Source organism: Streptomyces sp. NBC_01304, from assembly GCF_035975855.1.
In the GTDB taxonomy this organism is placed as follows: Bacteria; Actinomycetota; Actinomycetes; order Streptomycetales; family Streptomycetaceae; genus Streptomyces.
Map to the genome: position 1 here is coordinate 1001481 of NZ_CP109055.1, position 25563 is coordinate 1027043.

Sequence of the window (25563 nt, forward strand, 5' to 3'; positions counted from 1 at the left end):
CACAATTCCCCCACCCCGGTTGCGTGCTGGCACGGGCGACGCCCACCCAACCCTGCCCCGAGCAGCCGGGTGACCCCCACTTCGCCGCCCCTAGGAGGCTCACGGTGAAAGTTCGCACCAGAAGCTCGGCGATCATCGGCACCCTCTGCCTCGTTGCTTCCCTCGCCCTGACCGCGGCGTACGCCGACGAACCCGCCGCTCCGCGCCAGGCCCCCGAGGTCGTGCTCAAGCAAGTGGCCACGGCCCAGAATCCGACCGCCGGGGCCGCCGGCCCCGGTGGCACGCTCTGGCTGGCCGAACGCGCGGGCACCGTAAGGGTCCTGGGCAAATCCGGGCTCGGCAAGCCCGTCCTGGACATCTCCGCCGAGACCACCACCGACGGCGAACGCGGGCTGCTCGGCATCGCGTTCGACAAGAAGTTCGCGCACTTCTACATCTCGTACACGAATCTCGAAGGCACCAGCACGGTGGACGAGTTCGCGGTACGGCACGGCAAGATCCAGCCGTCCACCCGGCGCACCGTCCTCACCCAGACCCAGCCGTACGCGAACCACAACGGCGGCGACATCAAGATCGGCCCCGACGGCTACCTCTACATCGCGTTCGGCGACGGCGGCTCGGGCGGCGACCCGCACGGCAACGGGCAGAACCTCGACACCCTGCTCGGCAAGCTGCTGCGGATCGACCCGCGCGGCGCCAAGCCGTACGCGATCCCGGCGGACAACCCGTTCGTCGGCGACCCCAAGGCGAAGGACGAGATCTGGGCGTACGGCCTGCGCAACCCTTGGCGGTTCTCCTTCGACGCGGCCACCGGCGACCTGCTGATCGGTGACGTCGGCCAGAGCGCCTGGGAGGAGATCGACTGGGCCCCGGCGAAGAGCAAGGGCGGCGAGAACTACGGCTGGTCCGCGATGGAGGGCAACCATCCCTTCCGGGACGGCACGGAGCCCGCGAACCACGTGCCACCGGTCCACGAGTACGACCGCACCGGCCTGGGCTGCTCGGTGACCGGCGGATACGTCTACCGCGGCAAGGCGATCCCGGACCTCAAGGGGCAGTACGTCTTCAGCGACTACTGCGACGGCACCCTCCGCGCCCTGCAGATGAAGAACGGAGAGGTGACCGGCCAGAGCGACCTCAAGGTCAACGGCGGCGAGGTCATCTCGTTCGCGCAGGGCGGCAACGGCGAGCTGTACGTACTCGCCCTCGGCGGCAACGTCTCGCGCATCGACCCGGCGTAACCGCTGGCGGGGCTCACAGCTCCTTGTGCCGCTCAAGGGCAAGGCCCCGCCGGGTCGCCGCTCGGAGGAGTGAGCTTCCAGCCGTCGGGCATCACTGCGGGAACGTCTCCGCAGTGGCGTCCGGCAAGTGACGCCCACTCCTCCTCCGCAGCGACCGTGACGGGCACTTCAACGATGCAGCCCTCCACGCCTGGTGGGACGCGGGCCCACGCGACCGCGCGGTCGTCGCGGGAGGCGGGCCCGGAAGCTGAGCACCAGGTAGCCGACCAGGGCGGCGGGCAGGAGGACTGCGGCGACCAGCGTCGTACGCAAGAGGACGTCGGTCAAGGACAGAGCTGTTTCCCAGCCGTGCGGCAGGCCCATGAGGATCATGGACATGAGCAGCGAGACGGCGAGCGACCCGAGCACGGCGACGACCAGCCAGACCAGCCAGCCGGGGACGCGACTGCCCTGGTCCACCCGCCGCGCCCTCGCGAAATCTCGACTCACTGCGCCCCCACCGCCCCCGCGTCGATTCGTGGGTGCAGTGTCGCGCATGGTCGGCATCAACCGACACGTCGGGCAGATACCGAATACGTTGCAGTCAACTGCCCTCACCCCGCCGGTCGTTCGGCCGGTGCCGGCCGGCCCTGGCCAGCGCCTCCTCGGCCTGGACGGCCAGGGTGGTGACGAGATCGGCCGCCGACGGCAGATCCGTGATGAGGTCGACCGCCTCGCCCGCCCACACCGGCAGGGAAGTGATCGCCCCGCGTGCCACGTCGTCCTGGTAGTCCTGCCTGGCCTGCGCGTCACCCGCCAACTCGGCCTCCCTGCCCCGCCAGCGGTCGAGATAGGGGTGGCCGAGCGTACGGGCGGTGTACTTGTGCGTCGGCCAGCGCGCGCCGCGGGCGACGTCCAGCACGGCGCTGCGCTCGGTGTCCTGACCACGTCCCTCGACGATCGCCTGCCTGACCGACGGGTCGACCAGGGCCTCGGCGGTGGCCTGGAAGCGGGTGCCGATGAGCGCTCCGGCCGCGCCCAGGGCCAGCGCGGCGGCCACGCCCCGGCCGTCGGCGATCCCGCCGGCCGCCAACACCGGTACCGGCGCCGCGAGATCCACCACGAGCGGCACGAACGGCAGCGTCGACCGCCCGTGCCGGGCACCATGCCCACCGCTCTCTGTTCCCTGCGCCACGATGACATCGGCCCCCACGTCCACGGCCCGTCTCGCCTCCTCCAGATCGGTGACCTGGACGATCAGCACCGCGTCCGACCGGCGGATCCGCTCGACGAACGGGCCGGGATCACCGAAGGACAACATCACCGCCGCAGGGTTGAACTCCAGTGCCTGCTCCACCGCTTCGGCGTCGATGGCCCAGCTCAGAAAGCCGACACCCCACGGCTCGTCGGTGCCCTCCGCGACGAGTGCCAACTCGCGCTCCAGCCAGGCCCGTTCCCCGTACCCACCGCCCAGCATCCCGAGGCCGCCGGCCCGGGAGACGGCCGCGGCCAGCGCGCCCCCGGCCGAACCACCCATCGGCGCCAGCACAATCGGGTGTCGTATGCCCAGCGACTCCGTCAACTCCGTCAATAACGCCATGGCTCCATCTTCGCTGCCGGGCCGACGGACAGAGTCACCGCTCCCCGCACCCGCGCGCAGAAGGGGGAACGCACCTATTGACCCAGCCCTCCCGATTGACCCAGCCCTCCCGATCGAGCGTGGTCCCGCCCGCCGCTCCGGGCGGCCAGGCTCTGCCGCCATTGCTCCGTGACCCCTCGCAGGGCCTCGCCCACGAGAAGAACGAACTCTGCGGAGTCCCCCAAGCGGGCCCCGGCCGGGGTTGCGGCACCGAAGATCTCAGCTGCGCGCTCAAAGGCGGCGGCCAAGGCCTCGTTCATGTGCACCGTGGCAAGGGTGGCCCGGAGCATGATCTCGTCGTCGACGACGTAGCATTCGCGGCGCCCGCCGGGAACCCGTTCCCGCCTGATCATTCCCTGTTGTTCGAGGAAAGTGACGGCATACGAGACCGAGGCCGGGCTGACCCGAAGCCGTTGGACCAGGTCGACGGCGGTGAGAGCGCCCGAGTCGGTGAGGTAGAGGCAGACCAGCACCCGGGCCGCCATCCGGGGCAGCCCCTGCTGTTCGAGGAGAGTGGCGAAGGACTCCGTGACGTCCTGGACCGCCTGGGGGTCCCGCCCGTGCCCGTCGTCGGTGACCGGCGGCGCCGGAGGATGTGGCTGCTTGCGCCGACGTGCACGATCCCGGGCGGCGGCGTGCGCCCGGTCCGCCCCGTAGCCGTCGGCGCCGCCGTTGCGGGTGACCTCCCGCATGACGGTCGAGGCGGGCCGCCCCAGGCGCCGGCCGATCTCCGTGTATCCGAGCCCCCGGGCCAGATCCGCCGCGATGTGCTGACGGTCCTCGTGGGTGAGCCTGTCTCCGGGCATCGGTACCCGCCTCCGATCTGTCGGCATGCGCGGAGCTCGGCTCCCGCACATCTCGCCCAGCAGTGTGCGTTCAGCCGACGTCCATTGCAATGGAGATCCTGAACCGCCCTTGCATTCAGCGTCATTGTCATTGCAATAAAGACTCCAACTACCCTTCGGAGCAGGACAGTTGAATCATCAATACCTGTTGACCGGGTGATGAACGCAATATAGCGTCGCCGACGTTCAGTGATTCCCGAATGATTCTTGGGCCCGGGTGGCACCGAGTCGCGCAGACCGAGCACTGCACGCTGAGGAGATTCACGATGGGTCAGAACAACGGCGGCTTCCCGTCGATGCGGCGGGACACGATCTTCCCAATTCGGCTGGTTCGGCGGCACCGGCACCGCCGCATACGCCGACCCGGTCAACCAGATCACCGGAGTCCTGCTCACCCAGGTCGGGCTGTCCACGCCGGATTCGCCGCGTGCCATGACCGATTTCTGGACCACGCTCCACCAGGCCGTCGACGACTGATACGGCGACGGCCATTTCCTACAGCTCCGAGAGGACAGCAACATGAGAAAGCTCATCGAGACGACGTTCATCACGCTGGACGGTGTCGTCTCCTCGCCGGAGAAGTTCGCCGCGCCCTACTTCGACGAGGAGTACGCCGAATACGCGAGGGAGCTGCTCTTCGCCGCGGACGCCCTGCTGCTGGGGCGGAAAACCTACGAGATCTTCGCCCCGGTCTGGCCGAACATGGAAGAGGTCGAGGGCGAGTACGCGGTACGGATGAACAGCCTGCCCAAGTACGTCGCATCCCGGACCCTGACGAACGCCGACGTCACGTGGAACGCCACGGTCATCGACGGCGACGTCGCCAAGGAGGTCGCCCGGCTCAAGGAACAACCCGGTCAGAACATCCTGAAGTTCAGCACCGGCGATCTCGACCGCACGCTGCTCGCGCACAAGCTCGTCGACGAGTACCACTTCTGGATGTTCCCCGTCATCGCCGGCAGCGGCGACCGCCTCCTGGCCAGCATCGACACCACGCACCTGCAACTCACGAGGACCACACCACTCGCATCCGGCGTCGTCGTCCTGACCTACACCCCCAAGTAGGCAAAGACCGCCCCTGTGACACCTGCATACGGGAAGGCAGAAACACCATGACCATCGTTACCGCAAACCTCGCCATTTCACTGGACGGATTCACCGCAGGCCCCGACCAGAGCCTCGAGCACCCCTTCGGCACGGGATGCAAGGAGGCCCTTACCTCCTGGATGTTCGAGACGGACCAGCCTGGGCGGGAGGCCGACGCGCAGCTCCGCGCGGCGCTGCACGAGAACACCGGCGCGCACATCATGGGGCGGAACATGTTCAGTCCCGGCCGCGGCGAATGGGACGAGAGCTGGACGGGGTGGTGGGGACCCGAACCGCCGTACCACGCACCGGTCTTCGTCCTCACCCATCACGAGCGGGCCCCGCTGGAGATGGCAGGCGGCACCACGTTCCACTTCGTCACCGGAGGCTTCGAAACCGCCCTCGAGCAGGCGGGAAAGGCCGCGGGCGGCAAGAACATCGAGATCGCGGGCGGCGCGGCGACAGTACGTCAGTACCTGGCCGCGGGGCTGCTCGACGAGTTGGTGCTGCACCTGGTGCCCGCGGTGCTCGGCGCGGGCGAGCGTCTCTGGGACGACCTCGCCGGTCTGGCCCTGACGCCGACCGAAGTGATCAGTTCGCCGACCGTCACGCATCTGCGCTATCGGACCGTACGGCCGTCGTGACGCCAGGCGGACAGAAACGCTCACTCTTCACTTGATCTCGCCCGCACCAGTAGCGTCGCTCCTCGGAGGCTTCCATGGCGACGCACGCACGGCACGCGAAGCACGCAAGGCCGGCCCGACACGCACGGCGTACGCGAATGCCCTTGGTCTGCACGGCAGTTGGGGCAAGCGTCGCGGCCGGCCTGCTGCTGGTACCCGGGGCGTCCGGTACGCCCCCGTCCGACGAGGCCTGCGGCAGCGTGCGCCACAGCCTGCCGAGGGGTGACTGCGGCCCGTTCCGGCAAGTGTTCGCCGAGGACTTCAACGACGACGTGGTGCCGCTCGGCGCGTTCAGCGACTGCGATCACGACGTCGACACCAAGGAGGCCTACTGCGTCGGCCTGCCCGAGGACTACCGGGCAGCCTGGTGGGCATACCCCACCGGCTGGCCGGACACCGCCAAGTCCGGGGCGGACGGCAACACCGGGCGGGCCGTCGGCGGCGTCTACCACCCCGAGGACACCCTCAGCGTCGGACCGGCCGACGACGGCAGCGGTGACGGCCGCCTGCACATCCGGCTGTGGCGTCCGCCGGACGGCGGCGACGTCCACTCCGCGGCGGTCGTGCCACGCGCCGTGATGGACCAGCGGTACGGCAAGTTCAGCGCACGACTGAAGGTCGTACAGCCGGCACCCGGATACAAGTCGGCCTGGCTGCACTACGGAGACGGCTGCGAGGCCGACTTCCCGGAGCAGAACTGGACCGACACCATCACCGCCTTCCACCACCCCTGCAGCGGCGAAGGGCAGGGCTACTTCCCCACCGGCGAGAGCTGGACCGACTGGCACACCGTGAGCACCGAATGGACGCCCGACAGCATCAAGTTCTACCTCGACGGACGGCTGGTCGGGCAGGACACCCGGAGCGTTCCCGACCAGCCCCTGGACTGGGTCCTGCAGAACGAGAGCGCCCTGTACGGCCCTTACGCCGCCCCCGGCTCCTCGGCGCAGCTCGACATCACCTGGGTCGCGGCGTACGCCTATGACGGAGCGCAGTAGTCGAGCAGCAGTAGTCGCGTAGGGGCCGGTGCCGGGCGGATCCCGGCACCGGCCCCTACCGCTCCATTACCGCTCCATTACCGCTCCATCAGATCGACACCGGATCGGCGTCAGTTCGAGGTCAGTTCGACGTCAGCCCGCCGTCCACGGCCAGTGCCGAGCCCGTCGAGAACGAGGAGCGGTCGCTGCACAGCCAGAGCGCCGCCTGGGCGATCTCGACCGGGTCGGCCATCCGCTTCTGCATCTGCCGGGCGACGAATGCCTGCTCCAACTCCGGCTTGGCGTCCACGACTTGCTCGATCATCTCGGTGCGTGTGGTGCCCACCACGAGCGTGTTGATGCGGATGTTGTGCGCGGCGTACTCGGCCGCGGCCGCCCGGGTCATGCCGAGCACGGCGTGCTTGGCCGCGACGTAGGGCACCGGGGCGCCGGTGGCCACCATCGCGGCGGTGCTGGCCGTGTTGACGATGGCGCCCTTCCCCGCCTCGAGCATGACGGGGATCTGGGTGCGCAGACAGTTCCAGGTGCCGCGGACGTTCACGTCCATCGTGCGATCGAAGACTGCCTGGTCGAGCTCGTGCAGGGGTGACAGGTCGTCACCGGCGTATCCCGCGTTGTTGAACGCCGCGTCCAGGGCGCCGAAGTGCTCCTGCGTCGCGGCCACCGCCCGCCGGACATCTTCGGCGACTGAGATGTCGCCGACGCTGACCTCGGCGCGGCCTCCCGACTCCTTGATCTCCTCGGCGAGTTGCCGCAGGTTCTTCTCGCGCCGGGCCATGAGCAGCACGGCCGCCCCTTCGGCCGCGAACAGCCGGGCGGCGGCCTCGCCGATACCGCTGGACGCCCCGGTGATCATTACGGCCTTGCCTGCGAGCATTCCATTCGTGTCAGTCATGTCGGCAAGTAAACCCGCTCACGTACGGCACCCTCACGGCGGCCGACGTCAGGGCCCCGGTGGGGACGAGCCCGGCGTGACCAGTCCGCTCTGATAGGCCGCGGCGACGGCCTGGGCCCGGTCCCGCAGGCCGAGCTTCAGCAGGATCCGCCCGAAGTGGGTCTTGACCGTGGCCTCGCCGATGAACAGATGGGCGGCGATCTCTGCGTTGGAGAGCCCGTGCGCGACCAGGACGAGGACCTCGCGCTCCCGGCCGGTGAGCGCTGCCAGCTCCTGCGGAGCGGGCCTGATCCGCTCCGGCCGGGCGGCGAACTCGGCCAGCAGATCGGCGGTCACCGAAGGATCCAGCCAGCCGTCCCCTTCGGCGAGCGCCCGTACCGCGCCGACCAGTTCGGCGGGGGCCGCGTCCTTGAGCAGAAACCCGGAGGCCCCGGCACGCAGCGCCTGATAGACGGCCTCACTGACGTTGTACGTCGTCAGCACGAGCACGCGGGCCTCGCCGGGGAAGGCGTCGGCGGTGATCCGGCGGGTGGCCTCGACCCCGTCCATGCCGGGCATCCGTACGTCCATGACGACGACCGTGGGGCGCAGTTCGGCTGCGAGGGCCACGGCTTCGCGGCCGTCGGCGGCCTCACCCACGACCTCGACGCCGTCCTCGCCGGTGAGCAGCATGGCGAGCGCGGAACGCACCATCGCCTGGTCGTCCGCGAGCAGCACCCGGATCACCGTTGTCCTCCCTGTGGCGTCGCGGCGCGAGCCGTCAAGACACGACCTCCTGCCGGGAGTTCCGCTGTGTCGGCAACGTGGCGGCGACCCGGAAGCCACCGTCCCCGAGAGGACCGGCGTCGAACGTGCCGCCGCAGACCGCCACCCGCTCGCGGAGCCCGATCAGCCCGTGCCCCGTGGACAGTTCGGAGCGGGCGGTAGCCGGGGTGCCCCGCCCGTCGTCGCCGACCTCGATCGCCAGCCGACCCTCGGCCCGCGCCCAGTCGAGGCGGACGACGGTGGCGGCCCCGGGCCCCGCGTGCTTGGCCGCGTTGGTCAGCGCCTCCTGCACCAGCCGGTACGCGGTCAGGTCGACGCTCCTCGCGAGCCGGGCAGGGACGCCGGTCACCTCGACTTGGGCGTCCAGACCCGCCTGGCGCACTCCGTTCAGGAGCGGGTCCAGGTCGGCGAGCCCGAAGCTCGGCCCCTCGGCAGCGAGCCGCTCGCCGTCGGTGCGCAGCACCAGGAGCATGTGCCGCAGCTCGGCGACGGCGGTCTTGCCGCTCGACTCGATCTGGTCGAGCGCGCCCTCGACTCGGTCCGGGTCTGCCCGCAGCACATGGCGGGCTCCCCCGGCCTGGAGCACCATGACGGTGACCGCGTTGGCGACGATGTCGTGCAACTCCCGTGCGGTACGGGCTCGTTCGGCCAGGACCGCCTCCTGGGCGCGGGCCAGTGCGAGCCGGTCGCGGGCTGCCGCCGCCCGGCCCGCCTGCACCCACCGGCCGACGGCCCACACCTCCAGGTTGAGCAGTCCGTAGAAGCAGGCGACCCCGATGAGCGAGGTCAGGCGCTCCGCGGCGGGTACGTCGGCGAGCGCCGCCCGCACCGAGAGCGCCACCGGCACCACCACCGAGCCCAGCGCGAGTGCGGCGAGGCGGGCACTGCGCAGAGCGGCGACGGTGTAGAGGGCGGCGAGCAGGGCCAGGGTCGGGCTGTAGTCGAACGCCCCGGCGGCGGTGAGGAGTTCACCGCCGAGGGCATGGGCCCACAGGTAGCCGAACACCGCTCGGGGCGCCCGCCGCCGGCCGGCGAGCGCCGCATACCCGACGACGGCGTACGCGATGGTCACCAGCCTGTCGGCCAGAGTGACGTGCGGGAGGGCGAAGTCCGAGAAGAGGAACAGGTCGGGCAGCAGCAGCGCGACGGCAAGGACCGAGTCCTGGACGGCGGGGGCTGCCCGGTACAGCCTGCCGAGGGCGGCTCTGGGCCTGGCCATCACGGTCCGGCGGGCGGGTGCGGGTCGTCGATGTCCGGGGTGTCGGGGGCCGGGCTGCAAGGGTCCGGGCTGTCGGGGTCCGCGTCGTGGGGGTCCGGATTCTCAGGGTCCGGGTCCTCGGGGTGCGGCGGATGGGGCGGATGCGGCGGGTGCGGAAGGCAGGTGCGGATCACTCGGCAGGGACCGCCCGCGAAAGCGTCGAGCCGCTCCTCGCTCAGCCCGGTCAGAGCCGCGCTGTGCGGCCGGGCGGGCACCTCCGAGTCGTAGCCGAGTTCGCGCATCGCCGCCCACAGGTCGCCGTCCGCGGTGAGCAGCGCCTCGGTCAGCCGGCGCTGGGTGAAGGGCTCGGCGCGCACCACGTAGCGGGACCGTTCGGTGAGCCGGACCACGTTCGCCGTCATGGCCGACGCGGGATCGTCGGAGCCCAGATGCTCCACGCCGGCCACGGCGATCCGCTCCACCGGGCCGCTCCCGGCGGGCACCGGTGTGATCACGGCCGTCAACTCCCCCTGCGGATCGGCGAGAAGGGGCGACTGGTCGGGTGCGAGGAGCGCGTCCCGGTCGACGAGGAGCGCCCTGGCGCCGATCGGTTCAAGGGTGACGTCTGCGGCCGTGACCAGCACGGTTGCCTCATCCATGGGGTCGCTCGAGTCACTCATGGCTCTATGGAACCGCCTCGGCAGCAGGCAGAAACGTACACCCTGGGTCGTACGCTCCTAATCCACTCCAGAGTGGACGCGGGGGCAGCCCGGAAGCGCGCATTCTCATGGGTGTCGGAAACACGTCCGACGATCCGAGGGACCCGGGAGACGGTCATGGGATACCAGGTCAAGTTCTACCAACTGCGTTGCATCGAGACCGAGGACAACGGCGAGGACGAGCTGTGGGTGGACTTCCGCGGCCAGCGCGTCTGGGGCCGGGGCGACATCAACAACGGCGCGGTGATCAACGTCAACAACGGGCCGTTCTCGCTGGTCAACAGCGGGGCTGACGTCGTCTCCATGTGGGACAAGGACGACTTCGACCCGGACGACAACCTGGGCGACTACCACATCAGCCCCAACGTCTCGGGCCGCGGTGAGCAGGTCGCCGAGTTCCGCAACAACGGTGCCCACTACACCCTCACCTATGAGGTGCGGCCGGACAATTGGTAGGCCGTTCCGCCGCGCGCACGCCGCGTAAGTCGCGTACGTCGCGCCAGGCGTCCGGGACCGCCACGGCGGTCCCGGACGCCGACAGGTGGCGGCGGCCCCGGGGCCGGTGGTCAGGCGTTGGGGTCGAACGGGATGCCGGCCGGCTTGGCCTTCTCCAGGTGGTAGTTGAAGTTGCCGTCCTTGAGTCCGAAGACGGCGCTGCCGAAGTCGGCCTGGCTCAACTTGTCCCGTACGCCCGCGGGGTAGCCGTTCCAGCCGACGAGGGCGGGGAACTGCCAGGTGTGGTCGTGGTTCTCCGGTGGTTCGTCGTTGGAGTTGGCCGGCCGGAAGCAGTGCGTGCTGATGCCGTCCTTGTGGTAGACGACCTTGGGGTGCGTGCCGTCCCAGCGGATCTGGTCGCGGCCGTAGACGTTGAAGTTTCCGTGGGCCGAGGTGGAGACGTAGCGCGCCTCGTTGTTCTGCACCCACACCACCACGTGCTCCCAGTCGTGCCGGTGCCCGCCGAGGCCGCTTCCGGCCACGGCCTGGTCCTTCTCGAAGTACAGGCCGTACAGGATGGCGCACCAGCCGTTGTTGCACTTGTACCGGGCGTACCCGTTGGTGTTGTCGAGGTCCCAGGAGTCCCGGCACTGGCCGTTGAGCGCGCCCGACGGATTGAGGCCGCCGTTGAGGGTGCCGTCGGGGCCGATGGCGGGCGTGGGGTAGCAGCCGTCCGTGTCGTAGTCGAAGGCCGGCTGGAACGTCTGCTCCAGTCCGTCCGCGTTGGCGGGCAGCGCCTTGGGCGGTTCCGCGAGGGCACTGCCCGGAAGGGCGATGACCAGCACGACGGCGCTGCCGAGCACGAACGACGCTCTGCGGGTGAGCGATCTCTTCTTCACCATGTCCTCCTGATACGTCGCGGTGTGGGGTACGCGACCAGGAGTGTCATGCCCAGATCACATCTCTGGCAGTCGTTGCCCGACCGCCCGCTGAACATTGAGCGGCGGACCTGCTCTGGGGTCTGGCACCGGCGGGCCTGCGAAGGGGCCGGGCACTGTCCGTGCCCGGCCCCACAGTTGTCGCGGCATCAGCCGACCAGCAGCACGAGCTTCCCGCGTACGTGCCCGGCCTCGCCGGCCCGGTGCGCCTGGGCGACCTCGGCGAGCGGGTAAGTCTCCGCGACCGGGAGCGCGAAGCGCCCGGCCTCGATCAGGTCGCCGATCTCGCCGAGCACGTGGACCGCACGACCGGCGTCCCCGCGGCTGAACCGCACGCCGTACTTCTGGGCGCCGGCGAAGTCGGCGAGCGTCACGACGTGTTCCGGGCTGCCCGCGAGGCCGATGAGCTCGGGCAGGATGCCGCTCCCCGCGACGTCGAGCGCCAGGCCCACGCCCTCAGGCGCGAGCGCGCGAACCCGCTCGACGATGCCCTCGCCGTAGGCAACCGGCTCGGCCCCCAGCGAGCGCAGGTAGTCGTGGTTGGCGGGGCTCGCGGTGCCGATCACGTGCGCGCCGCGCGCCACGGCGAGCTGAACCGCGGCGCTGCCGACGCTTCCGGAGGCCCCGTTGACGAGCAGCGAGCTGCCGCTGCCGACGCCGAGTTGGTCGAGTGCGCGCGTGGCCGTCTCGATGGCGGCCGGCAGCGCGGCCGCACCGGCGAAGTCGAGGGAAGGCGGGATCGGCGCGTAGTGGTCAAGGACCGCCAGCTCGGCCTGGGCCGCCCCCTCTGCGGAGAGGCCGAACACACGGTCGCCGACGGCCACATCCGTGACGCCCTCGCCGAGCTCGTCGACGACGCCCGCCGCCTCGTGGCCCATGGTCTGCGGGAGCTCCTCGTCCATCAGGCCCGCGCGCTTCTTCCAGTCACTCGGGTTGACGCCGGCCGCGCGCACCGAGATCCGGATCTGGCCGGGCTCCGGATGCGGATCCGGAAGGTCCACGATCTCAAGGACCTCCGGGCCCCCGAACCGGCTGAAGCGGGCTGCCTTCATCATTGACCTCCGGTCTCGATTCCGTCAGGTGGGCTCGTCGGTCAGCCCCCGCTCCGGGTCTGCCGAGAGACCGGCGTAGTAGAACGTGGGCGGGCAGCCTTTCCCGTTGGGCACCATCTTGCGCATGTCCACGTCCGTACGCTCGTCGAAGAGGACGCGCTTGCTGTCGCCCCGCGCGGTGAGGGTGAACCGCACCGACGCCGTCCTCTTGTCGAAGTCGTCACCGAGCGCCACGTTCATGAACTGCTCCGAGGTGTCCACGTTCTTCGAGGTGGTCCGGCTCTCGCAGATCCCTTGTGCGCACAGTCGCGCGACGAGCGAGGCCGAGCCGCCCTTGACCGAGTCGGTGAAGTCGCTCGGGGTCCATTTCACGGAGACGCCTGTCTCGCCGCCGATCTTCGTGCAGAGGTGCGGCTCGTCGCCGATGCCGCTCCCGCAACTGATGGTCAGCACACCGGGCAGGGCGAGAAGCAACAGCCGCCGGGCCCTGTTCGCGTTGCGCGTCACGCTTCCCCCGATGAGTCGCAGGCTTGACGAGTTCGATGGTGCACCCGGGTGCTGAGGGCTTGCCCGCAGGAGATGCGGGCCCGTCCATGCCCAGACGTACGGCCTGCTGGTTTCGTTCGATGGGTCTGCTGTCTTTGATTCCGGCAGTGCGCTGCCGTACGCGACCGGAACGACCGATACGACTGACCGGCCGGCGAGCAGTCGCGGCCCATCGGCCAGGACCGACAGTAGAGTTGGGGCCCGTGACGGGGGAAACGCACTTCGCAGTCGATTCGCCGGCCTTCGCCGTGGCGAGCATGGTCATCCCGCTGGAGCCAGGGGGTGACATCCCCTCGCACAGCCACCCGCAGCACCAGCTGACCTGGGCCCCGGACGGCCCGCTCACGGTCACGGTCGACAACTTGCGCTGGGTGGTGCAGCGTTCACGCGCCCTGTGGATTCCCGGCGGTGTGGATCACGGCGTCGTCCCCGGTTCGTCCACCTCGATGCTTTCGCTGTACTTCGAACCGGACGACTGCCCACTGCGCTGGAGCGCCCCGACCGTCGTCGACGCGACCGGACTGATGGGTCCGCTGCTGTCCCACCTCGTCGAACTCGGCGCAGGTTCCGCGGACCACCGCGTCCGGGCCACGGCCGTGCTGTGGGACCTGATGAAGCCCCTGTCGATCGCCACGATCCCGACCATCCTGCCCACCGATCCCCTGGCCCTCCGGATCGCCCTCGCCATCAAGGAGGACCCCGCCGACCCCCGGGACCTGGAGGACTGGGGCCGGGAGGTCGGCGCCTCGCCCCGCACCCTCTCGCGCCGCTTCCGCGCCGAGACCGGGGTGAGCTTCAGCAGTTGGCGGACCAACGAACGGCTCAACGCGGCGCTGCCCCTGCTGGGCATGGGACAACCGGTCGCGCGGGTCGCCCGCGCGGTCGGCTATCAGAACGCGAGCGCCTTCATCACCGCGTTCCGCCGTGAAGTGGGCACCACTCCCGCGGCGTACTTCCGCGGAAGTGGTGCCCCATCGGTGATCACACAGACACCGGCGCAGGATCCTGGGCCGGATCCTGCGTCACCTCCTGCTTCTGCTCCGACGCCGACCGCCGGCGGCTGACCCGGCCGCGGTCGACCGCGAAGGCGATCGCCGCGATGACCACGGAGACCGCGCCGACGAGCGCGCCCAGGTTCGCCAGGGCGTTCAGCGCGTCGATCGAGGCGTTGTCGGCGACGCGGGTCAGCGCGGGCACGGCGTCGTGGAACTGTGCCGGCACCGCCTCGACCACCTGGTGTCCGGACCCGGAGCCGACCTGGTCGACGAACTGCTCCTTCAGGTCCTGCGGCACCGCACCGGCGCCGGGGACCGCCGCGAGCCCGGACTCCGCCTTGTCCTGGGCGACTTGACTGAAGATCGCGCCGAGCCCGGCGATGCCCATGGCCATGCCGACCTGCCGCAGGGTGCCGAAGGTGGCACTGGACATACCGGCGTTCTCCTGCGAGGCGAAGGTCAGGGACGCGGCCTGGTTGAGCGCGGTGAGCGCGCCGATGCCCAGACCACCGACGATCATGCCGGGCAGGAAGTGGGTCCAGCTGTCGTCGCGGCCGAAGTTGCCCAGCAGGTACATGCCCGCGGTGACCATTCCCATCGTGACCGTCGTCCCGACCGCGAGCGGCACCCGCCTGGCGAAGACGGCGGTCACGGGCGCGGCGATCATCGCGCAGAGACTGATCGGCAGCAGCCGCAGGCCCATCTCCAGCGGTGTGTGGCCGAGTGCGCCCATCAGGAACAGCGCCAGGTAGGTGGCCGCGGCCATCAGCGTGGCCATGTGCGCGACCGACACGATCGCGGTGCCGGCGAAGCCGGGCTTCTTCGCCATCGACAGGTCGAAGAGCGGGTGCCGGGCGCGTGTCTGCCGGACCAGGAAGGCGATCAGCAGGACGACCGCGGTGACGATCAGGGTGAGGACCGTCCCCGATGTCCAGCCCAGCGCGTGGCTCCGGGTCAGGGCGAACACCCCGGCCACGAGGCCCCCGGTGAGCAGCAACGACCCGGACCAGTCGGCGCGTTGGTCCGGAGTGCTCGCCGTCTCGGGCATCTTCATCACGGCCAGTACGGTGATGGCGATGCCGATCGGCACGTTGATGAGGAAGATCGAGCGCCAGCCGAACTGGGTGACCAGCGCACCTCCGATGACCGGCCCGAGGACGGTCGCACTCGCCATCACGGCCCCGTAGGTGCCGATCGCCTTCGCCCGGGCCTTTGCCTCGGGGAACGCGACCGCGAGCAGCGGCAGCGCGGTCGCGAAGAGCATGGCGGCGCCGATGCCCTGCACCACCCGTAGGACGTCGAGTTGCACGATGCTGCCGGACAGGGTCATCGCCAGCGACGCGGCGGTGAACACGAGCATGCCGGCCACGTACATGCGCTTGCGTCCGTACCGGTCGCCGAGCGTGGCGAAGGTCAGCAGGACCCCGGCCAGCGGGATCGAGTAGGCGTCGACGACCCACTGCAGCCCGTCGATGGAGGCGTCGAAGTCCGCGCGGATCTCGCCGAGTGCGGCGGAGACCACCATCGCGTCGAGCATCAGCATGAAGATCGCGACGCAGACCATGAACAGCACGAGCCCGGGTCTGCGTGGCACGGCGTCAACCGGCGTCGGGCCGCGCTCAGTCGTCGCGGTTGAAGCGGTTGAAGCGGTTGAAGCGGTAGAGGACATGGGAACCCCCTGGAATCAGGCGTGGATGTCGGCTGCGGAGAGAGAACCCGTGCACGGGGGATGCCGCACTGATGACGCTAGATCCCCAACAGCCCCCACAGAAATGGCGTTTGAGGACGGCCGGCTTCGCGCAGCGGACAACTTCGGCTCGCGGGGGTGGGGTGATGTCGCGTAGCGGACAGGCCCGTTCGCGTACCGGTCGGAATAATCAGTGGCGGGCCCGATCCGCACCGACGACCATGCGACGCATGAGCGACCAACCCACGCGATGGACCCAGGCGACCACCTACCCCGACATGTGGGCAGACCCGGCCGACGACCCCCGTCACAGTGACGAGGGCAGTCCCGAGGGCGAGCTTGCGACGCTCCTCGACTTCCTGGCGGGCTACCGCAAGACCCTCCTGATGAAGTGCGAGGGCCTGGATCCGGAGCAGTTGGCCCGTCGGTCGGTTCCGCCGTCGACGATGTCGCTCCTCGGCCTGCTGCGGCACCTCGTCGAGGTGGAACGGGACTGGCACAACTGGATCGACGCGAGCGATCCACTGCCGAAGCTGTACGGCGCGCGCGACGCGGACTTCCTCGGCGCTGTCGCCGAGCAGGACGTGGTCGACGCCGCGTACGCCGATCTGGCACGCGAGCAGGCCGCGACCGACGCCGCGCTGGCCGAGCACCCTGATCTCGGCGAGCGCCTCGGGAAGGACGAGATCTCGGTCCGGGAGCTGATGGTGCACAGGATCGAGGAGTACGCGCGTCACTGCGGGCACGCCGACCTGCTGCGCGAGTGCGTCGACGGCAGGGTGGGCCAATGACGGCGGCCGCAGCCTGAACCCGCCGAAGGCGCATGCAGGTTGCGGCCGGGACGGGACAGCCGACGGGCAGAACCTCAGACGCCGGCCAGTGCGGCGTTCGCGCGCTCCGTGAGCAGGGCCAGTACGCGGCCCGCGACGGCAAGGTCCTCTTCCGGGATGTCTGCGTAGAGCCGGGCGGAGATCTCGGCGCTCTCGGCGGAGGTGCGCTCGTACAGCTCGCGTCCGGCGTCCGTGAGCCGGACCGGGGACGCCTGCGCGGGGTCCTCCTGCAGCAGCTTCGCGGTGATCAGTTCCTCGATGACGCCGCGCACGACCGGCGCGTCAGCCTTCAGCGAGCCGGTGACGTCGCCGACGAGCGCCTCGAAGCCGATGGACTCGCCGGCGGCCACGACGGCCCGGAGCGTCACGCTCTGCTCGAACGTGATGCCGTGGCTGGTCAGCACGCGCTCCAAGAGGGCGCGGGCCGAGTAGTGCGCCAGGGCTATCGCCCGGCCGTTTGTAGTGGCCGCGGGTGCGGTGACGGTCGCGGGTGCGGTGGTGGTGGTCATGACTGCTCCTCGTCGTTCTCGGTGGGCGGATCAAGAGGTGCGTCGAGCAGGGTTGCCAGCTCGCGGGTGAACTGCCTTGTGCGCGCGCCGTCTTGGCCCCCCAGCGGCTCCAGCAACTGGTCCAGGAGGGCCTGGACCACCTTGATGGCGCGGCGTGTGACGTCGCTCCCCTGCTCGGTGAGCGACAGCTGCATGGCGCGCGGGTCGTTCGGGTCCCGGGTGCGGGCGACGAGTCCGGCGGTCTCCAGGGTGCGGGCGAGCTTGGAGACGTACAGCGGCTCCAGCCCCGTGTGGTCGGCGAGTTGCCGCTGGCTGGGTTGCAGCCCGGAGCGCCCCATGCCGTTCAGGGATGCCATCAGCGAGTACTGCGCATGGGTCAGGCCCAGCGGCGCGACCGCCCGGTCGACGGCCACCCGCCACTTCATCGACAGGCGCCAGACCAGAAATCCCGCCGTGGCGCGCTCAGTTGGTGAACTCACGAGAGATACAGTACATAGCTACTATGTACATGGCTACTATTTTCTGAACGCACCATGCTCGCGCAGGTGGGCGGCGCGACGGCGCAGGTGGGCGGAGAGGTCGCGGGTCGCCGCCTCGGGAACCTTGTGACCGTCGTGGTGGCCTGCGGCGGCCTGCGTGGTGAGGCGGGCGATGGCGGCTTCGGCGTAGGCCAGGTCGTCCTGCCAGTCCTGGAGCGTGTGCCGGTGGCGGGGGTCGGTGCGCAGGCGGGCCAGTTCGGTGTGCACGGCGGCCAGGTCAGCGTGGATACGGCGACGCAGGGTGTGCAGGGCCGTGATGTCGCCGGGGCCTTCCAAGGCGTCGGCGTAGGCGGCGATCGAGTCGTGGGCGGAGGCCAGCCGGTGCGGCACCCGGGCCCGGGTGTCCTCGGGCCACAGCAGATAGCCGACGACGAAGGCGAGCGCGCAGCCGATCACCGTGTCGAGCAGACGGGCCTCGGGAACGGCGGATCCGGCCTGGCCGAGAGGATCGGCGAGCAACAGCATGACCGGGGTGAGAAAGAAGGTCTGCAGGGCGTAGTTGCGACGTGCGTAGGCCTGGAGCAGACCGGTCAGGACGACCGTCGCGGCGATGCGCCACCAGCCCGCCGGCAGCACCGTGATCGCGGCCAGGCCGACCAGGACACCCGCGATCGTGCCCACACCGCGCAGCAGCAGTCGGGCCGGCACCGTGCCGAGGCCCGGCCGCACCACGAGGGCGACGGTCAGCACCAGCCAGCCGGAGCGAGGCAGTCCGCTGTACGAGGCGACGACCTGGGCCGCGCCGAGGCACAGGGCCAGCCGCAGCGCGTAGCGCCGGGCGGCCGGATCGCGCAGCCGGTCGGCCAGTGCGCCGGCGAGGCGGCGGCTCGGTACAGGGCGCGGCGGGACGTGCCGGATCGCTTCGCCCGTCGCCTCGCCGAGCGATGCGGCGAGTGCGGTGACCGCCGTGCGCAGTGCGCGGAGGTGCGGATCCCCGGCGGCCGCCGGGGGGAGCGGGATCGGCGGCGGCGCGCCGCCCGCCTCGATGGCGTCGGCGATCCGGTGGACCGCGTCGGCGTATCCAACGGGCGGTTCCGCGCCCGGTGTTCGGACGGCGGGGGCGGCGGCGATCACTTCGATCAGGCGGTCCAGGTGGCCGGTCAGCCGGGCCGCGGTACTGCCCGGTCGGGGCGCCGAGAGGCGTCTCACCAGCACCGTGTCGTACGCCGCGTCCATCACCGCGGTCAACGCGTGGCGGCGCTCGGTCCAGGTGTCGCCGGTGGCGCCCAGGAGGCCCCCGACGGCCCGTACCGCTTCGGCGACGGCCAGCCGCTCGGCTCGCCCGGGACGGCGTAGGGCATCGGCGAGCGAAAGCAGCATCAGCGGCAGGCCACCGAGCAGGAACAGCCCCGGCACCTGCCACCAGGGCGGTCCCGTGGGCAGACCGAGCCCCATGGCGGTGGCAAGGAGCAGCACCAAGGTGGCCATGTCACTGATGCGGCCGATGGTGGACACCAGTCCGGAGGCCAGCGCGACCACGGCGACCAGCAGGATCTGCGCCCAGGCCACGCCGCCGGTCAGCCGTCCCAGGGCAAGGCCGATGGCGCCGGCGAACTGGGGCAGGACCAGCGTCAGCGCGCGGGTGCGCCAGGGTGCGGCGGTGTCGTCGACGGCCGCACCGTAGGCGCCGAGGGCGGCTGCGGCCCCCAGGTCGGGCCGGCCGGCGAACTGGCCGATGGCCAGCGGCACGAGCATGCCCACGGCGCCGCGCGCTACCAGCGCCCGGTCGACGGGCACCGGGCGCAGGCGGGCGGTGTGCCGCATCCATTCCGGCAGACGGGCCCTCAGAACGGCCATCGGTACGCCCTGCCCTTGGCGGTACGCACCTCGTCGAGGGCGGCCTCGGCGGTTCCGCCCGGATGGACCGCGTCCTGGCGCACCGGACAGGTGAACATCAGGCCGCTCGCCGGGGCCGTCGGGTGGTCGCCGGTGGGTCCCCTTTCCATGCGTGCTCCCTGTTGTGTGGTCCGGGGGGCGATGGAGAAGGTGGTCGCCTACGCCGTCCTGCCATGCTCACATGGGCGCCGCGCGGCGGCATCGGCACGTCGCCCGCGGCAAGGGGCGGGTCATGGCCTCGCGTCGGGGGGTGCGGAGTGCGCGATCTCGTACGGGAGTACGCGATCGCGCACGGGAGCACGCGTCACGTACGGGAGCACGAGGCCATGGCCGGAGCTGTCGTATGAGATCGAACATCCAGGCCGGCGGGCGGGCCGGTTCGGCCGTCCCGGCCCCGCCCGCCGCCCAGTTGACGGTCAGCACCGTCGCCCGAAGTTCGGGATCGGCTACGACACGGAGCTCAAAGGCGCCGGTGTCACGGGCAGGCATTCGGCGAGCAGGCCGACTACATCGCGCCACGCCCGCTCCGCGTGCTGCGGGTGGTAGCCGACGCCGGGGACCGTGGGGTGGTCGACCGGCGGGTGGTGGAAGCCGTGCAAGGCGCCGCCGTAGACCGCGAGGCGCCAGTCGACGCCCGCGGCCTGCATCTCGGCGGTGAACGCGTTCCGTTGCTCGGGCGACATGATCGGGTCTTCCGACCCGACCCCGGCCCACACCGGGCAGCGAATGCGCGCCGCCTCGCCCGGTCGGCCCGTGGTGGTTGCGTTGACTGTCCCGATCGCGCGCAGGTTGACGCCATCGCGCCCGAGTTCCAGCCCGACGGCGCCCCCGGTGCCGTAGCCGACGGCGGCTATCCGGTCGGGGTCGGTCCGCGGTTCGGTGTGCAACACGTCGAGCGCCGCGTGGCCGATGCCTCGCATCCGGTCGGGGTCGGCGAGCAGCGGCATGCAACGGGCCAGCATTTCCTCGGGGTCGGCCAAATAGCGCCCACCGTGAAGGTCGAAGGCCAGCGCTACATATCCCAGCTCGGCGAGAGCATCGGCCCTGCGGCGCTCGACGTCGCTGAGCCCCATGCCCTCTGGTCCGAGCAGCACCGCGGGTCGGCGGTCGACGCCGGCGGGGAGCGCGAGGTGCCCGACCATCGTCAGGCCGTCGGCCGGGTAATGGACCGTGCGTGTGGTGACTGTCGTCATGGGATCGAACGGTAGTGATCTACGAGGCCGGTCGGGCCGGACTTCACCGTCGGCAGAACCGCGGGGCTCTCAAGTCACGCTCCGGCCCGCCTGTGTGCCCCCCTCCGAAACTGGAGCGGCTTTCTGAAACTCCGTCAGGAGCCGCATTCATTCCGGAGGTACCCGTGAATCGTCAGATCGCCAGAGGCATCGGCGTTTCGGCCACCGCCCTGCTCGCCGCCACGGCACTCGGCTCACCCGCCACCGCCGCCCCCGCCGACAAGGCGCAGGTCCTCTCGTCCTGGACCCAGACCAGCGCTTCCAGCTACAACGCCTTCATATCCGCCCGCAACAACCAAGGCGCCTGGGCGGCCTACGGATTCAACTGGACCACCGACCTCTGCTCGAAGTCGCCGGACAATCCCCTCGGATTCAAGTTCGAACTCTCTTGTGCGCGGCACGACTTCGGCTACCGCAACTACAAGGCGTTGGGCGCCTTCGACGCCAACAAGCCACGGCTCGACAGCGCCTTCTACGCCGACCTCAAGCGGGTCTGCGCTCCCCTGAGCATCGCGAAGAAGGCCGCATGCAACTCACTGGCGTGGACCTACTACCAGGCCGTCAAGAACCTCGGCTGAGCGGCTCGCGGGGGCCTCAACAGACGCGGGGTCCGCACCGATCGGTGCGGACCCCGAGCGTGATGCCGGCCCTGCTGTCAGGATGCGGCCTTCTTGGCGCTGGGGAGTCCCCCGCTCAAGAGTCGAGTCCCGCCGCGGCGGGGTCTGCCGAAGGGCAGAGACGACACACGTCGGCTGTGCCCTTCGGCAGAGGCGGCGTTCAGCTCCCAGGGGGATGTTTACGCAGGTGGGGACCGCAAGGATGGTTGCAGAACGACGCAGCCCATCCGCCCCTCGAGGAGCACATCGTGAACATCTCTGACGACCCGCATGATGTCGGGGCACAAGCGAGCCCGCTCCTGCGCCGCACCGCCGAACTCCCCGAGCGACTCCGGCTCGCGGCCTGCCGGCTCGGCGACGCCGCGCTCGCCCGGGCGCACCGCATCGGGTCGACCAACGTACTGCCGTGGCCGCATGAGGGTCAGGCGAGCGTCGAGATAGCCGGGGTCGGCAGCCTCGGCACGGTCGGCGAGCAGACACCGGTGCCGATCGCGAGCCTCACCAAGGTGATGACCGCGTACGTGATCCTGCGGGACTGCCCGCTGGGCCCGCAGGAGTCCGGCCCCATGATCCGCATCGACCGGGACGCCGCCCACGAGTCGGGCTCGCCCGTCGAGTCGGTCGTACCCGTCATGGAGGGACAGCAGTTCCCCCTCCGGCAACTGCTCGAGTTCATGCTGATCCCGTCCGGCAACAACATCGCCAGGCTCCTCGCCCGCTGGAGTGCCGGTTCCGAGGCGGCCTTCGTGCGCCGGATGAATGACGCCGCCGCCGATCTCGGCATGACCCGTACGACCTTCACCGGCTCCTGCGGCATGGACCTCGGGAACACCAGCACGGCGACCGATCTGCTTGTCCTGGCGCGCGCGGCGATGAATGACGACGTGTTCCGGGCCGTCGTCGGCACCCCGTCCGTCCCCCTCCCCGGGGGCCGGGGCGAGGGGCACACCACCAATCGACTGCTCGGCCAGTACGGCGTCGTCGGGCTGAAGACCGGCACCAGCACCCCGGCGGGCGGCAACGTCCTGTGGGCCGCGTACGCCGACATGTACGGCGCCCGGCAGTTGGTCCTGGGCGCCGTCCTCGCGCAGCGCAGCGGACGGTCGCCGGTGCGGGCGCGGGCGGCGGTCTGGGCGCACAGCCGGCGACTGGTCCAGGCCGTTCAACGCCTGTCGGTGGACGGCCCCGTACTGCCCGAACAGTCGACCCCTGTCGCACCCCGCCACCCCCGTAAGGCGCACGGCCAGGACCTCGCCGCCGCTTGAGGGGCAGGGCCCGGATCACCGCAGGCGAGGGGTCCCTCCGGACTGCCGGAACACGGATTATTAGGTTAGCCTTACCTCGCTTTCCTGCCCGTCCGGGTTCCACCACTCCCCTGTCCGAGAGAAGCACCGCCATGCGCTCTGGCCCGCACCGCTCCCCCGATCTGTCCCGCCGGGGCCTGTTCGCGGCAGGCGGCGCCCTCGCCCTCGGCCCGCTCATCGCCGCCTGCGGCGAGAGCAAGTCCCCGGACGCCAAGGGCAAGAAGGGCGGCGGCGCCTGGTCGTTCAAGGACGACCGCAACCGTACGGTCGAGCGCGACCGGCGCCCGCAGAACATCGTCGCCTTCGTCAGCACCGCCGCCGCGCTCTACGACTACGGCATCGAGTGCACCGGTATCTTCGGCCCCAGCAAGCCCGTCGGCGGCAAGCCCAACCCGCAGGCCGGCGCGATGGACGTCACCAAGCTGACCAGCGTCGGCGAGGCATGGGGCCAGTTCAACATCGAGAAGTACGCGACCCTCGACCCCGACCTGCTCATCAGCAACATGTTCCCCGCACCCGACCTGTGGTTCGTGCCCGAGGACAGCCGGAAGAAGGTCGAGGCGCTCGCCCCGACCGTCGGCATCAACGTGGCCCGCACCTCCCTGCTCAACCCGCTGAAGCGGACCGCCGCCCTGGCCGAATCCCTCGGCGCCGACCTCCGCGCGCAGCAGGTCACCGACGCCAAGAAGCGCTTCGACAAGGCCGTCGAGACCCTGCGCGGCGCCGCCGAGGCCAACAAGGGCCTGAAGGTCATGGCCATCACCGGTGACAACGACCAGTTCTACGTCGCCGTGCCGGACTCCTACAGCGACCTCAACTACTTCAAGGACCTCGGCGTGGAGTTCGTCGAGGGCAAGAAGAGCGACAAGTGGGGCTTCTGGGAGTTTCTCAGCTGGGAGAACGCCGACAAGTACCACGCCGACCTCATCATGGTCGACAACCGCTCCGCCTCCTTCTCCCTCAAGCAGCTCGCGACCAAGCCCACTTGGCGCCGTCTGGCAGCCGTCGAAGCCGGCCAGACCGTCCCCTGGTCGATGGAGGAGCGCTACAGCTACGCCGGTTACGCCCCTGTCGTCGAGCAACTGGCCGCCGCCGTCGAGCGGTCGAAGAAGCTCAAGGCCTGACCCTCCTCCCAGCGGCGCCGAACCGCGCGCGGGCGCACAGGACCCGCTTGCGGCCGGCCCCTCCTCCCGCCCCGGGGGTTCACAAGCGCGCAAGCGTTCAACGCGTTCACGCACCGGGGCGCCTCCCTCCGCTGCCAGCCCCTGTTGAACAGGGCAGACCCCCACTTGAACAGGGCAGACGCAGGCGCTGCAGCGCCAGGAGTTACAGGAGGCCGTCCAGTGAGCGCGCGATGCACGGGGTTCGTCCAGTTCTTCAACCGTCGGGACGGATACGGCTTCATCGTGCCCGTCGGACAACGAGATCCCGTGTTCGTACACGGCGAGGACATCGAGCACCAGCCTCAGGTGCTCTCCGAGGGCCAGCAGGTCACCTTCTGCCTGGAGTTGGGCCAGGGCCGGTTCGAGGCCCGGAAAGTACGCCCGTAGGGGGGATCCTCTCGCGCTGGCGCGCACGTCGGACCGCATTTCAACTACCGTGCGCAACAGGCCCCTCACCGCAAGGAACCGCCATGCCCCGCCGCACTCCCAACCGCGCTCTGGCCGCCGTGCTGGCCGAGGCGCGCTGGAGCGCGGGCGAGCTGGCCCGGGCAGTGAACGCCGAAGGTGCCCGCTCCGGCATCGAGTTGCACTACGACCGGACCGCGGTGGCCCACTGGCTGCAGGGCTCACGGCCCCGCGCGCCCGTCCCCGATCTGGTGGCCCGGGTCCTGGGCAACCGCACCCGGCGTCCACTGAGACCCGGGGACCTGGGCCTGACGCAGCTCGCGCAGGAGTTGCTGCCCGGTCCGCCCGGTGACGCCGACGCCGTGGGGCACCTGGTGGCGCTGTGCCGGGACGACGCCGACCCGGTGCGGCGCGGTGCCCTGGCCCGTGCCGTGTACACCCTGACTTCGGGCGAGACCATGCTGTGGCGCGCTACCGGGAGCGCGGTGCCCCCGTCGCCCCGCGGTGCGCGGCCCGCAGGCGCGAGCGATGTCATCGCCCTGCAGGAGATGGTGCGGGTGTTCGCGCTGCTCACGTGGAGCCATGGCGGGGCGCACGCGCGCTCGGCCCTCGCCTGCTATCTGTCCGACGACGTGGGCCGCCTCCTGCACGCCCCGGCCCCGGCCGTCCTGCGTCCCCAACTGTTCACTTTGGCCGCCGAGTTGACCCACCTTCTGGCCGCGATGACGGCTGACGCGGGCCATCACGGACTGGCCCAGCACTACTTCCACACGGCACTCCTGCTGGCCCGCGAGGCCGACGACCGTGCGAACTTCGCCATCACACTGCGCGCCATGAGCGTGCAGGCCCTGACCCTGGGCCGACGGCGCCATGCCGCGGACCTCGCCCAGGCCGCCGCCGACGCCCTGGCCCCCACGGACCACCCGGCCGCCTGCTCCTACGTCCTGGCCCAGCGCGCCCTGACCCACGCCACGCAACAGCACGTCCGGGGCGCCGAGGCCGACTTGGCCGCGGCGGAGCGCTGGCACGACCAGGCCGGCGGCCCGCCCGGGCCCTTCACCGCGTACCCGCGCGCGGCACTCGACTACCAGCGCGCCGAGGCCCTGTTCGCCCTCGGCCGTACGGGACCTGCCCTGCGCGCCTTCGAGGATTCCCTGCGCTCACGCGGCGCCGGCCAGCGCAAGGCGCACGCGCTGACCGAGGCACGGGTCGCCGAAACCACCCTGGCCCTGGGCCACTTGGACGCGGCCTGCGCCCATTGGCACACCTTCCTCGACCAGTACCCGGCACTCCGCTCCGACCAGGCCGACCAGGCCCTCGCCCGGATGCGATCGAGCCTGGCCAGCTTTCCGCGCCATGCCCTGGCCCAGGCCGTACGCGAACGCTCCCGGGCAGTGGTCGGCCCCTCGGCGGCTCCCTAGCGGTCG

At 70.7% G+C, this 25563-nt stretch carries 28 protein-coding genes; 12 read left to right on the forward strand and 16 right to left on the reverse strand.

The window, feature by feature from the left end:
* Positions 1–104 precede the first annotated feature (104 nt).
* The gene (locus OG430_RS04380; protein WP_327351059.1) at positions 105–1241 is read left to right on the forward strand and encodes a PQQ-dependent sugar dehydrogenase; all 1137 of its coding nucleotides are present in this window, start codon (positions 105–107) and stop codon (positions 1239–1241) included.
* A gap of 168 nt (positions 1242–1409) precedes the next feature.
* On the opposite strand, the gene OG430_RS04385 is transcribed toward OG430_RS04380, so the two are convergent.
* The 3 genes from OG430_RS04385 to OG430_RS04395 form a co-directional block, all read right to left on the reverse strand.
* On the reverse strand, positions 1410–1700 hold the full coding sequence (locus OG430_RS04385) for a hypothetical protein (RefSeq protein ID WP_327351060.1): 291 nt from the start codon (positions 1698–1700) through the stop codon (positions 1410–1412).
* Positions 1701–1824: 124 nt separating this feature from the next.
* Positions 1825–2820 (reverse strand): NAD(P)H-dependent flavin oxidoreductase, encoded by a 996-nt coding sequence (locus OG430_RS04390; protein ID WP_327351061.1) that lies wholly within the window; start codon positions 2818–2820, stop codon positions 1825–1827.
* Positions 2821–2894: 74 nt separating this feature from the next.
* On the reverse strand, positions 2895–3665 hold the full coding sequence (locus OG430_RS04395; protein WP_327351062.1) for a GbsR/MarR family transcriptional regulator: 771 nt from the start codon (positions 3663–3665) through the stop codon (positions 2895–2897).
* A gap of 558 nt (positions 3666–4223) precedes the next feature.
* Between OG430_RS04395 and OG430_RS04405 the strand changes: the two genes are divergently transcribed.
* The 3 genes from OG430_RS04405 to OG430_RS04415 all read left to right on the forward strand — a co-directional run bounded on the left by OG430_RS04405 (position 4224) and on the right by OG430_RS04415 (position 6471).
* On the forward strand, positions 4224–4769 hold the full coding sequence (locus OG430_RS04405) for a dihydrofolate reductase family protein (RefSeq protein WP_327351063.1): 546 nt from the start codon (positions 4224–4226) through the stop codon (positions 4767–4769).
* Positions 4770–4816: 47 nt separating this feature from the next.
* Complete coding sequence (locus tag OG430_RS04410; protein WP_327351064.1) at positions 4817–5434, forward strand: dihydrofolate reductase family protein; 618 nt, start codon at positions 4817–4819, stop codon at positions 5432–5434.
* A gap of 284 nt (positions 5435–5718) precedes the next feature.
* On the forward strand, positions 5719–6471 hold the full coding sequence (locus OG430_RS04415; RefSeq protein ID WP_327351065.1) for a glycoside hydrolase family 16 protein: 753 nt from the start codon (positions 5719–5721) through the stop codon (positions 6469–6471).
* Positions 6472–6592: 121 nt separating this feature from the next.
* Here OG430_RS04415 and OG430_RS04420 read toward each other — a convergent pair whose 3' ends face one another.
* Genes OG430_RS04420 through OG430_RS04435 form a run of 4 tightly spaced genes read right to left on the reverse strand, consistent with a single transcriptional unit; the run spans position 6593 to position 10009 of the window.
* Positions 6593–7366: an SDR family NAD(P)-dependent oxidoreductase gene (locus OG430_RS04420; protein ID WP_327351066.1), complete on the reverse strand. Its 774-nt coding sequence runs from the start codon at positions 7364–7366 to the stop codon at positions 6593–6595.
* 48 nt (positions 7367–7414) lie between these two features.
* A complete protein-coding gene (locus OG430_RS04425) occupies positions 7415–8092 on the reverse strand; it encodes a response regulator transcription factor (RefSeq protein ID WP_327351067.1) in 678 nt (225 codons plus the stop codon).
* Between the two features lie 34 nt (positions 8093–8126).
* A complete protein-coding gene (locus OG430_RS04430) occupies positions 8127–9350 on the reverse strand; it encodes a sensor histidine kinase (protein WP_327351068.1) in 1224 nt (407 codons plus the stop codon).
* A complete protein-coding gene (locus OG430_RS04435) occupies positions 9350–10009 on the reverse strand; it encodes a hypothetical protein (RefSeq protein WP_327351069.1) in 660 nt (219 codons plus the stop codon). The genes OG430_RS04430 and OG430_RS04435 overlap by 1 nt, the downstream gene beginning before the upstream one ends.
* A gap of 156 nt (positions 10010–10165) precedes the next feature.
* Here OG430_RS04435 and OG430_RS04440 point away from each other — a divergent pair, with 156 nt between their 5' ends.
* Positions 10166–10504, forward strand: coding sequence for a hypothetical protein (locus OG430_RS04440; RefSeq protein ID WP_327351070.1), 339 nt, complete (start codon positions 10166–10168; stop codon positions 10502–10504).
* A 110-nt stretch (positions 10505–10614) separates the two neighbouring features.
* Here the strand turns inward: OG430_RS04440 and OG430_RS04445 are convergent, their stop codons facing one another.
* The 3 genes from OG430_RS04445 to OG430_RS04455 all read right to left on the reverse strand — a co-directional run bounded on the left by OG430_RS04445 (position 10615) and on the right by OG430_RS04455 (position 12980).
* Positions 10615–11385, reverse strand: coding sequence for an NPP1 family protein (locus tag OG430_RS04445; RefSeq protein ID WP_327351071.1), 771 nt, complete (start codon positions 11383–11385; stop codon positions 10615–10617).
* Positions 11386–11570: 185 nt separating this feature from the next.
* Positions 11571–12473 carry an NADP-dependent oxidoreductase gene (locus OG430_RS04450; protein ID WP_327358953.1) on the reverse strand — a complete coding sequence of 301 codons (903 nt, stop codon included), beginning with the start codon at positions 12471–12473 and terminating at the stop codon, positions 11571–11573.
* Between the two features lie 24 nt (positions 12474–12497).
* A complete protein-coding gene (locus OG430_RS04455; protein ID WP_327351072.1) occupies positions 12498–12980 on the reverse strand; it encodes a hypothetical protein in 483 nt (160 codons plus the stop codon).
* A gap of 242 nt (positions 12981–13222) precedes the next feature.
* Between OG430_RS04455 and OG430_RS04460 the strand changes: the two genes are divergently transcribed.
* Entirely contained in the window at positions 13223–14083 is an 861-nt protein-coding gene (locus tag OG430_RS04460; protein WP_327351073.1) for a helix-turn-helix transcriptional regulator, read from the forward strand.
* On the opposite strand, the gene OG430_RS04465 is transcribed toward OG430_RS04460, so the two are convergent.
* Entirely contained in the window at positions 14001–15608 is a 1608-nt protein-coding gene (locus OG430_RS04465; protein ID WP_327351074.1) for an MFS transporter, read from the reverse strand. The genes OG430_RS04460 and OG430_RS04465 overlap by 83 nt on opposite strands.
* Positions 15609–15922: 314 nt before the next feature.
* Here OG430_RS04465 and OG430_RS04470 point away from each other — a divergent pair, with 314 nt between their 5' ends.
* Positions 15923–16492, forward strand: coding sequence for a DinB family protein (locus OG430_RS04470; RefSeq protein ID WP_327351075.1), 570 nt, complete (start codon positions 15923–15925; stop codon positions 16490–16492).
* Between the two features lie 74 nt (positions 16493–16566).
* Here the strand turns inward: OG430_RS04470 and OG430_RS04475 are convergent, their stop codons facing one another.
* The 5 genes from OG430_RS04475 to OG430_RS04495 form a co-directional block, all read right to left on the reverse strand.
* Positions 16567–17040 carry a MarR family winged helix-turn-helix transcriptional regulator gene (locus tag OG430_RS04475; RefSeq protein WP_327351076.1) on the reverse strand — a complete coding sequence of 158 codons (474 nt, stop codon included), beginning with the start codon at positions 17038–17040 and terminating at the stop codon, positions 16567–16569.
* Positions 17037–17519, reverse strand: coding sequence for a MarR family winged helix-turn-helix transcriptional regulator (locus OG430_RS04480; protein WP_327351077.1), 483 nt, complete (start codon positions 17517–17519; stop codon positions 17037–17039). The genes OG430_RS04475 and OG430_RS04480 overlap by 4 nt, the downstream gene beginning before the upstream one ends.
* Positions 17520–17555: 36 nt before the next feature.
* Positions 17556–19376: an FUSC family protein gene (locus tag OG430_RS04485; protein WP_327351078.1), complete on the reverse strand. Its 1821-nt coding sequence runs from the start codon at positions 19374–19376 to the stop codon at positions 17556–17558.
* Entirely contained in the window at positions 19364–19525 is a 162-nt protein-coding gene (locus tag OG430_RS04490) for a hypothetical protein (RefSeq protein WP_327351079.1), read from the reverse strand. Before OG430_RS04490 ends, OG430_RS04485 begins: the two co-directional genes overlap by 13 nt.
* A 336-nt stretch (positions 19526–19861) precedes the next feature.
* Positions 19862–20608, reverse strand: a complete 747-nt coding sequence (locus tag OG430_RS04495; protein ID WP_327351080.1) for a dienelactone hydrolase family protein — start codon at positions 20606–20608, stop codon at positions 19862–19864.
* A gap of 188 nt (positions 20609–20796) precedes the next feature.
* Between OG430_RS04495 and OG430_RS04500 the strand changes: the two genes are divergently transcribed.
* The 5 genes from OG430_RS04500 (at position 20797) to OG430_RS04520 (ending at position 25557) form a co-directional block, all read left to right on the forward strand.
* Complete coding sequence (locus tag OG430_RS04500) at positions 20797–21225, forward strand: phospholipase (RefSeq protein WP_442816689.1); 429 nt, start codon at positions 20797–20799, stop codon at positions 21223–21225.
* A gap of 287 nt (positions 21226–21512) precedes the next feature.
* Positions 21513–22529, forward strand: coding sequence for a D-alanyl-D-alanine carboxypeptidase family protein (locus OG430_RS04505; RefSeq protein ID WP_327351082.1), 1017 nt, complete (start codon positions 21513–21515; stop codon positions 22527–22529).
* A 131-nt stretch (positions 22530–22660) separates the two neighbouring features.
* The gene (locus OG430_RS04510; protein ID WP_327351083.1) at positions 22661–23692 is read left to right on the forward strand and encodes an ABC transporter substrate-binding protein; all 1032 of its coding nucleotides are present in this window, start codon (positions 22661–22663) and stop codon (positions 23690–23692) included.
* Positions 23693–23911: 219 nt separating this feature from the next.
* A complete protein-coding gene (locus OG430_RS04515; protein WP_327351084.1) occupies positions 23912–24118 on the forward strand; it encodes a cold shock domain-containing protein in 207 nt (68 codons plus the stop codon).
* Positions 24119–24201: 83 nt separating this feature from the next.
* Positions 24202–25557 carry a tetratricopeptide repeat protein gene (locus tag OG430_RS04520; protein WP_327351085.1) on the forward strand — a complete coding sequence of 452 codons (1356 nt, stop codon included), beginning with the start codon at positions 24202–24204 and terminating at the stop codon, positions 25555–25557.
* The last annotated feature ends 6 nt before the right edge of the window (positions 25558–25563 follow it).

Coding starts and splice junctions, on each gene's coding strand:
- OG430_RS04390 (WP_327351061.1), bottom strand. CDS start 2,820: ATGGCGTTATTGACGGAGTTGACGGAGTCGCTGGGCATACGACACCCG.
- OG430_RS04395 (WP_327351062.1), bottom strand. CDS start 3,665: ATGCCCGGAGACAGGCTCACCCACGAGGACCGTCAGCACATCGCGGCG.
- OG430_RS04405 (WP_327351063.1), top strand. CDS start 4,224: ATGAGAAAGCTCATCGAGACGACGTTCATCACGCTGGACGGTGTCGTC.
- OG430_RS04410 (WP_327351064.1), top strand. CDS start 4,817: ATGACCATCGTTACCGCAAACCTCGCCATTTCACTGGACGGATTCACC.
- OG430_RS04420 (WP_327351066.1), bottom strand. CDS start 7,366: ATGACTGACACGAATGGAATGCTCGCAGGCAAGGCCGTAATGATCACC.
- OG430_RS04430 (WP_327351068.1), bottom strand. CDS start 9,350: ATGGCCAGGCCCAGAGCCGCCCTCGGCAGGCTGTACCGGGCAGCCCCC.
- OG430_RS04435 (WP_327351069.1), bottom strand. CDS start 10,009: ATGAGTGACTCGAGCGACCCCATGGATGAGGCAACCGTGCTGGTCACG.
- OG430_RS04440 (WP_327351070.1), top strand. CDS start 10,166: ATGGGATACCAGGTCAAGTTCTACCAACTGCGTTGCATCGAGACCGAG.
- OG430_RS04445 (WP_327351071.1), bottom strand. CDS start 11,385: ATGGTGAAGAAGAGATCGCTCACCCGCAGAGCGTCGTTCGTGCTCGGC.
- OG430_RS04450 (WP_327358953.1), bottom strand. CDS start 12,473: ATGAAGGCAGCCCGCTTCAGCCGGTTCGGGGGCCCGGAGGTCCTTGAG.
- OG430_RS04470 (WP_327351075.1), top strand. CDS start 15,923: ATGCGACGCATGAGCGACCAACCCACGCGATGGACCCAGGCGACCACC.
- OG430_RS04475 (WP_327351076.1), bottom strand. CDS start 17,040: ATGACCACCACCACCGCACCCGCGACCGTCACCGCACCCGCGGCCACT.
- OG430_RS04485 (WP_327351078.1), bottom strand. CDS start 19,376: ATGGCCGTTCTGAGGGCCCGTCTGCCGGAATGGATGCGGCACACCGCC.
- OG430_RS04490 (WP_327351079.1), bottom strand. CDS start 19,525: ATGGAAAGGGGACCCACCGGCGACCACCCGACGGCCCCGGCGAGCGGC.
- OG430_RS04495 (WP_327351080.1), bottom strand. CDS start 20,608: ATGACGACAGTCACCACACGCACGGTCCATTACCCGGCCGACGGCCTG.
- OG430_RS04510 (WP_327351083.1), top strand. CDS start 22,661: ATGCGCTCTGGCCCGCACCGCTCCCCCGATCTGTCCCGCCGGGGCCTG.
- OG430_RS04520 (WP_327351085.1), top strand. CDS start 24,202: ATGCCCCGCCGCACTCCCAACCGCGCTCTGGCCGCCGTGCTGGCCGAG.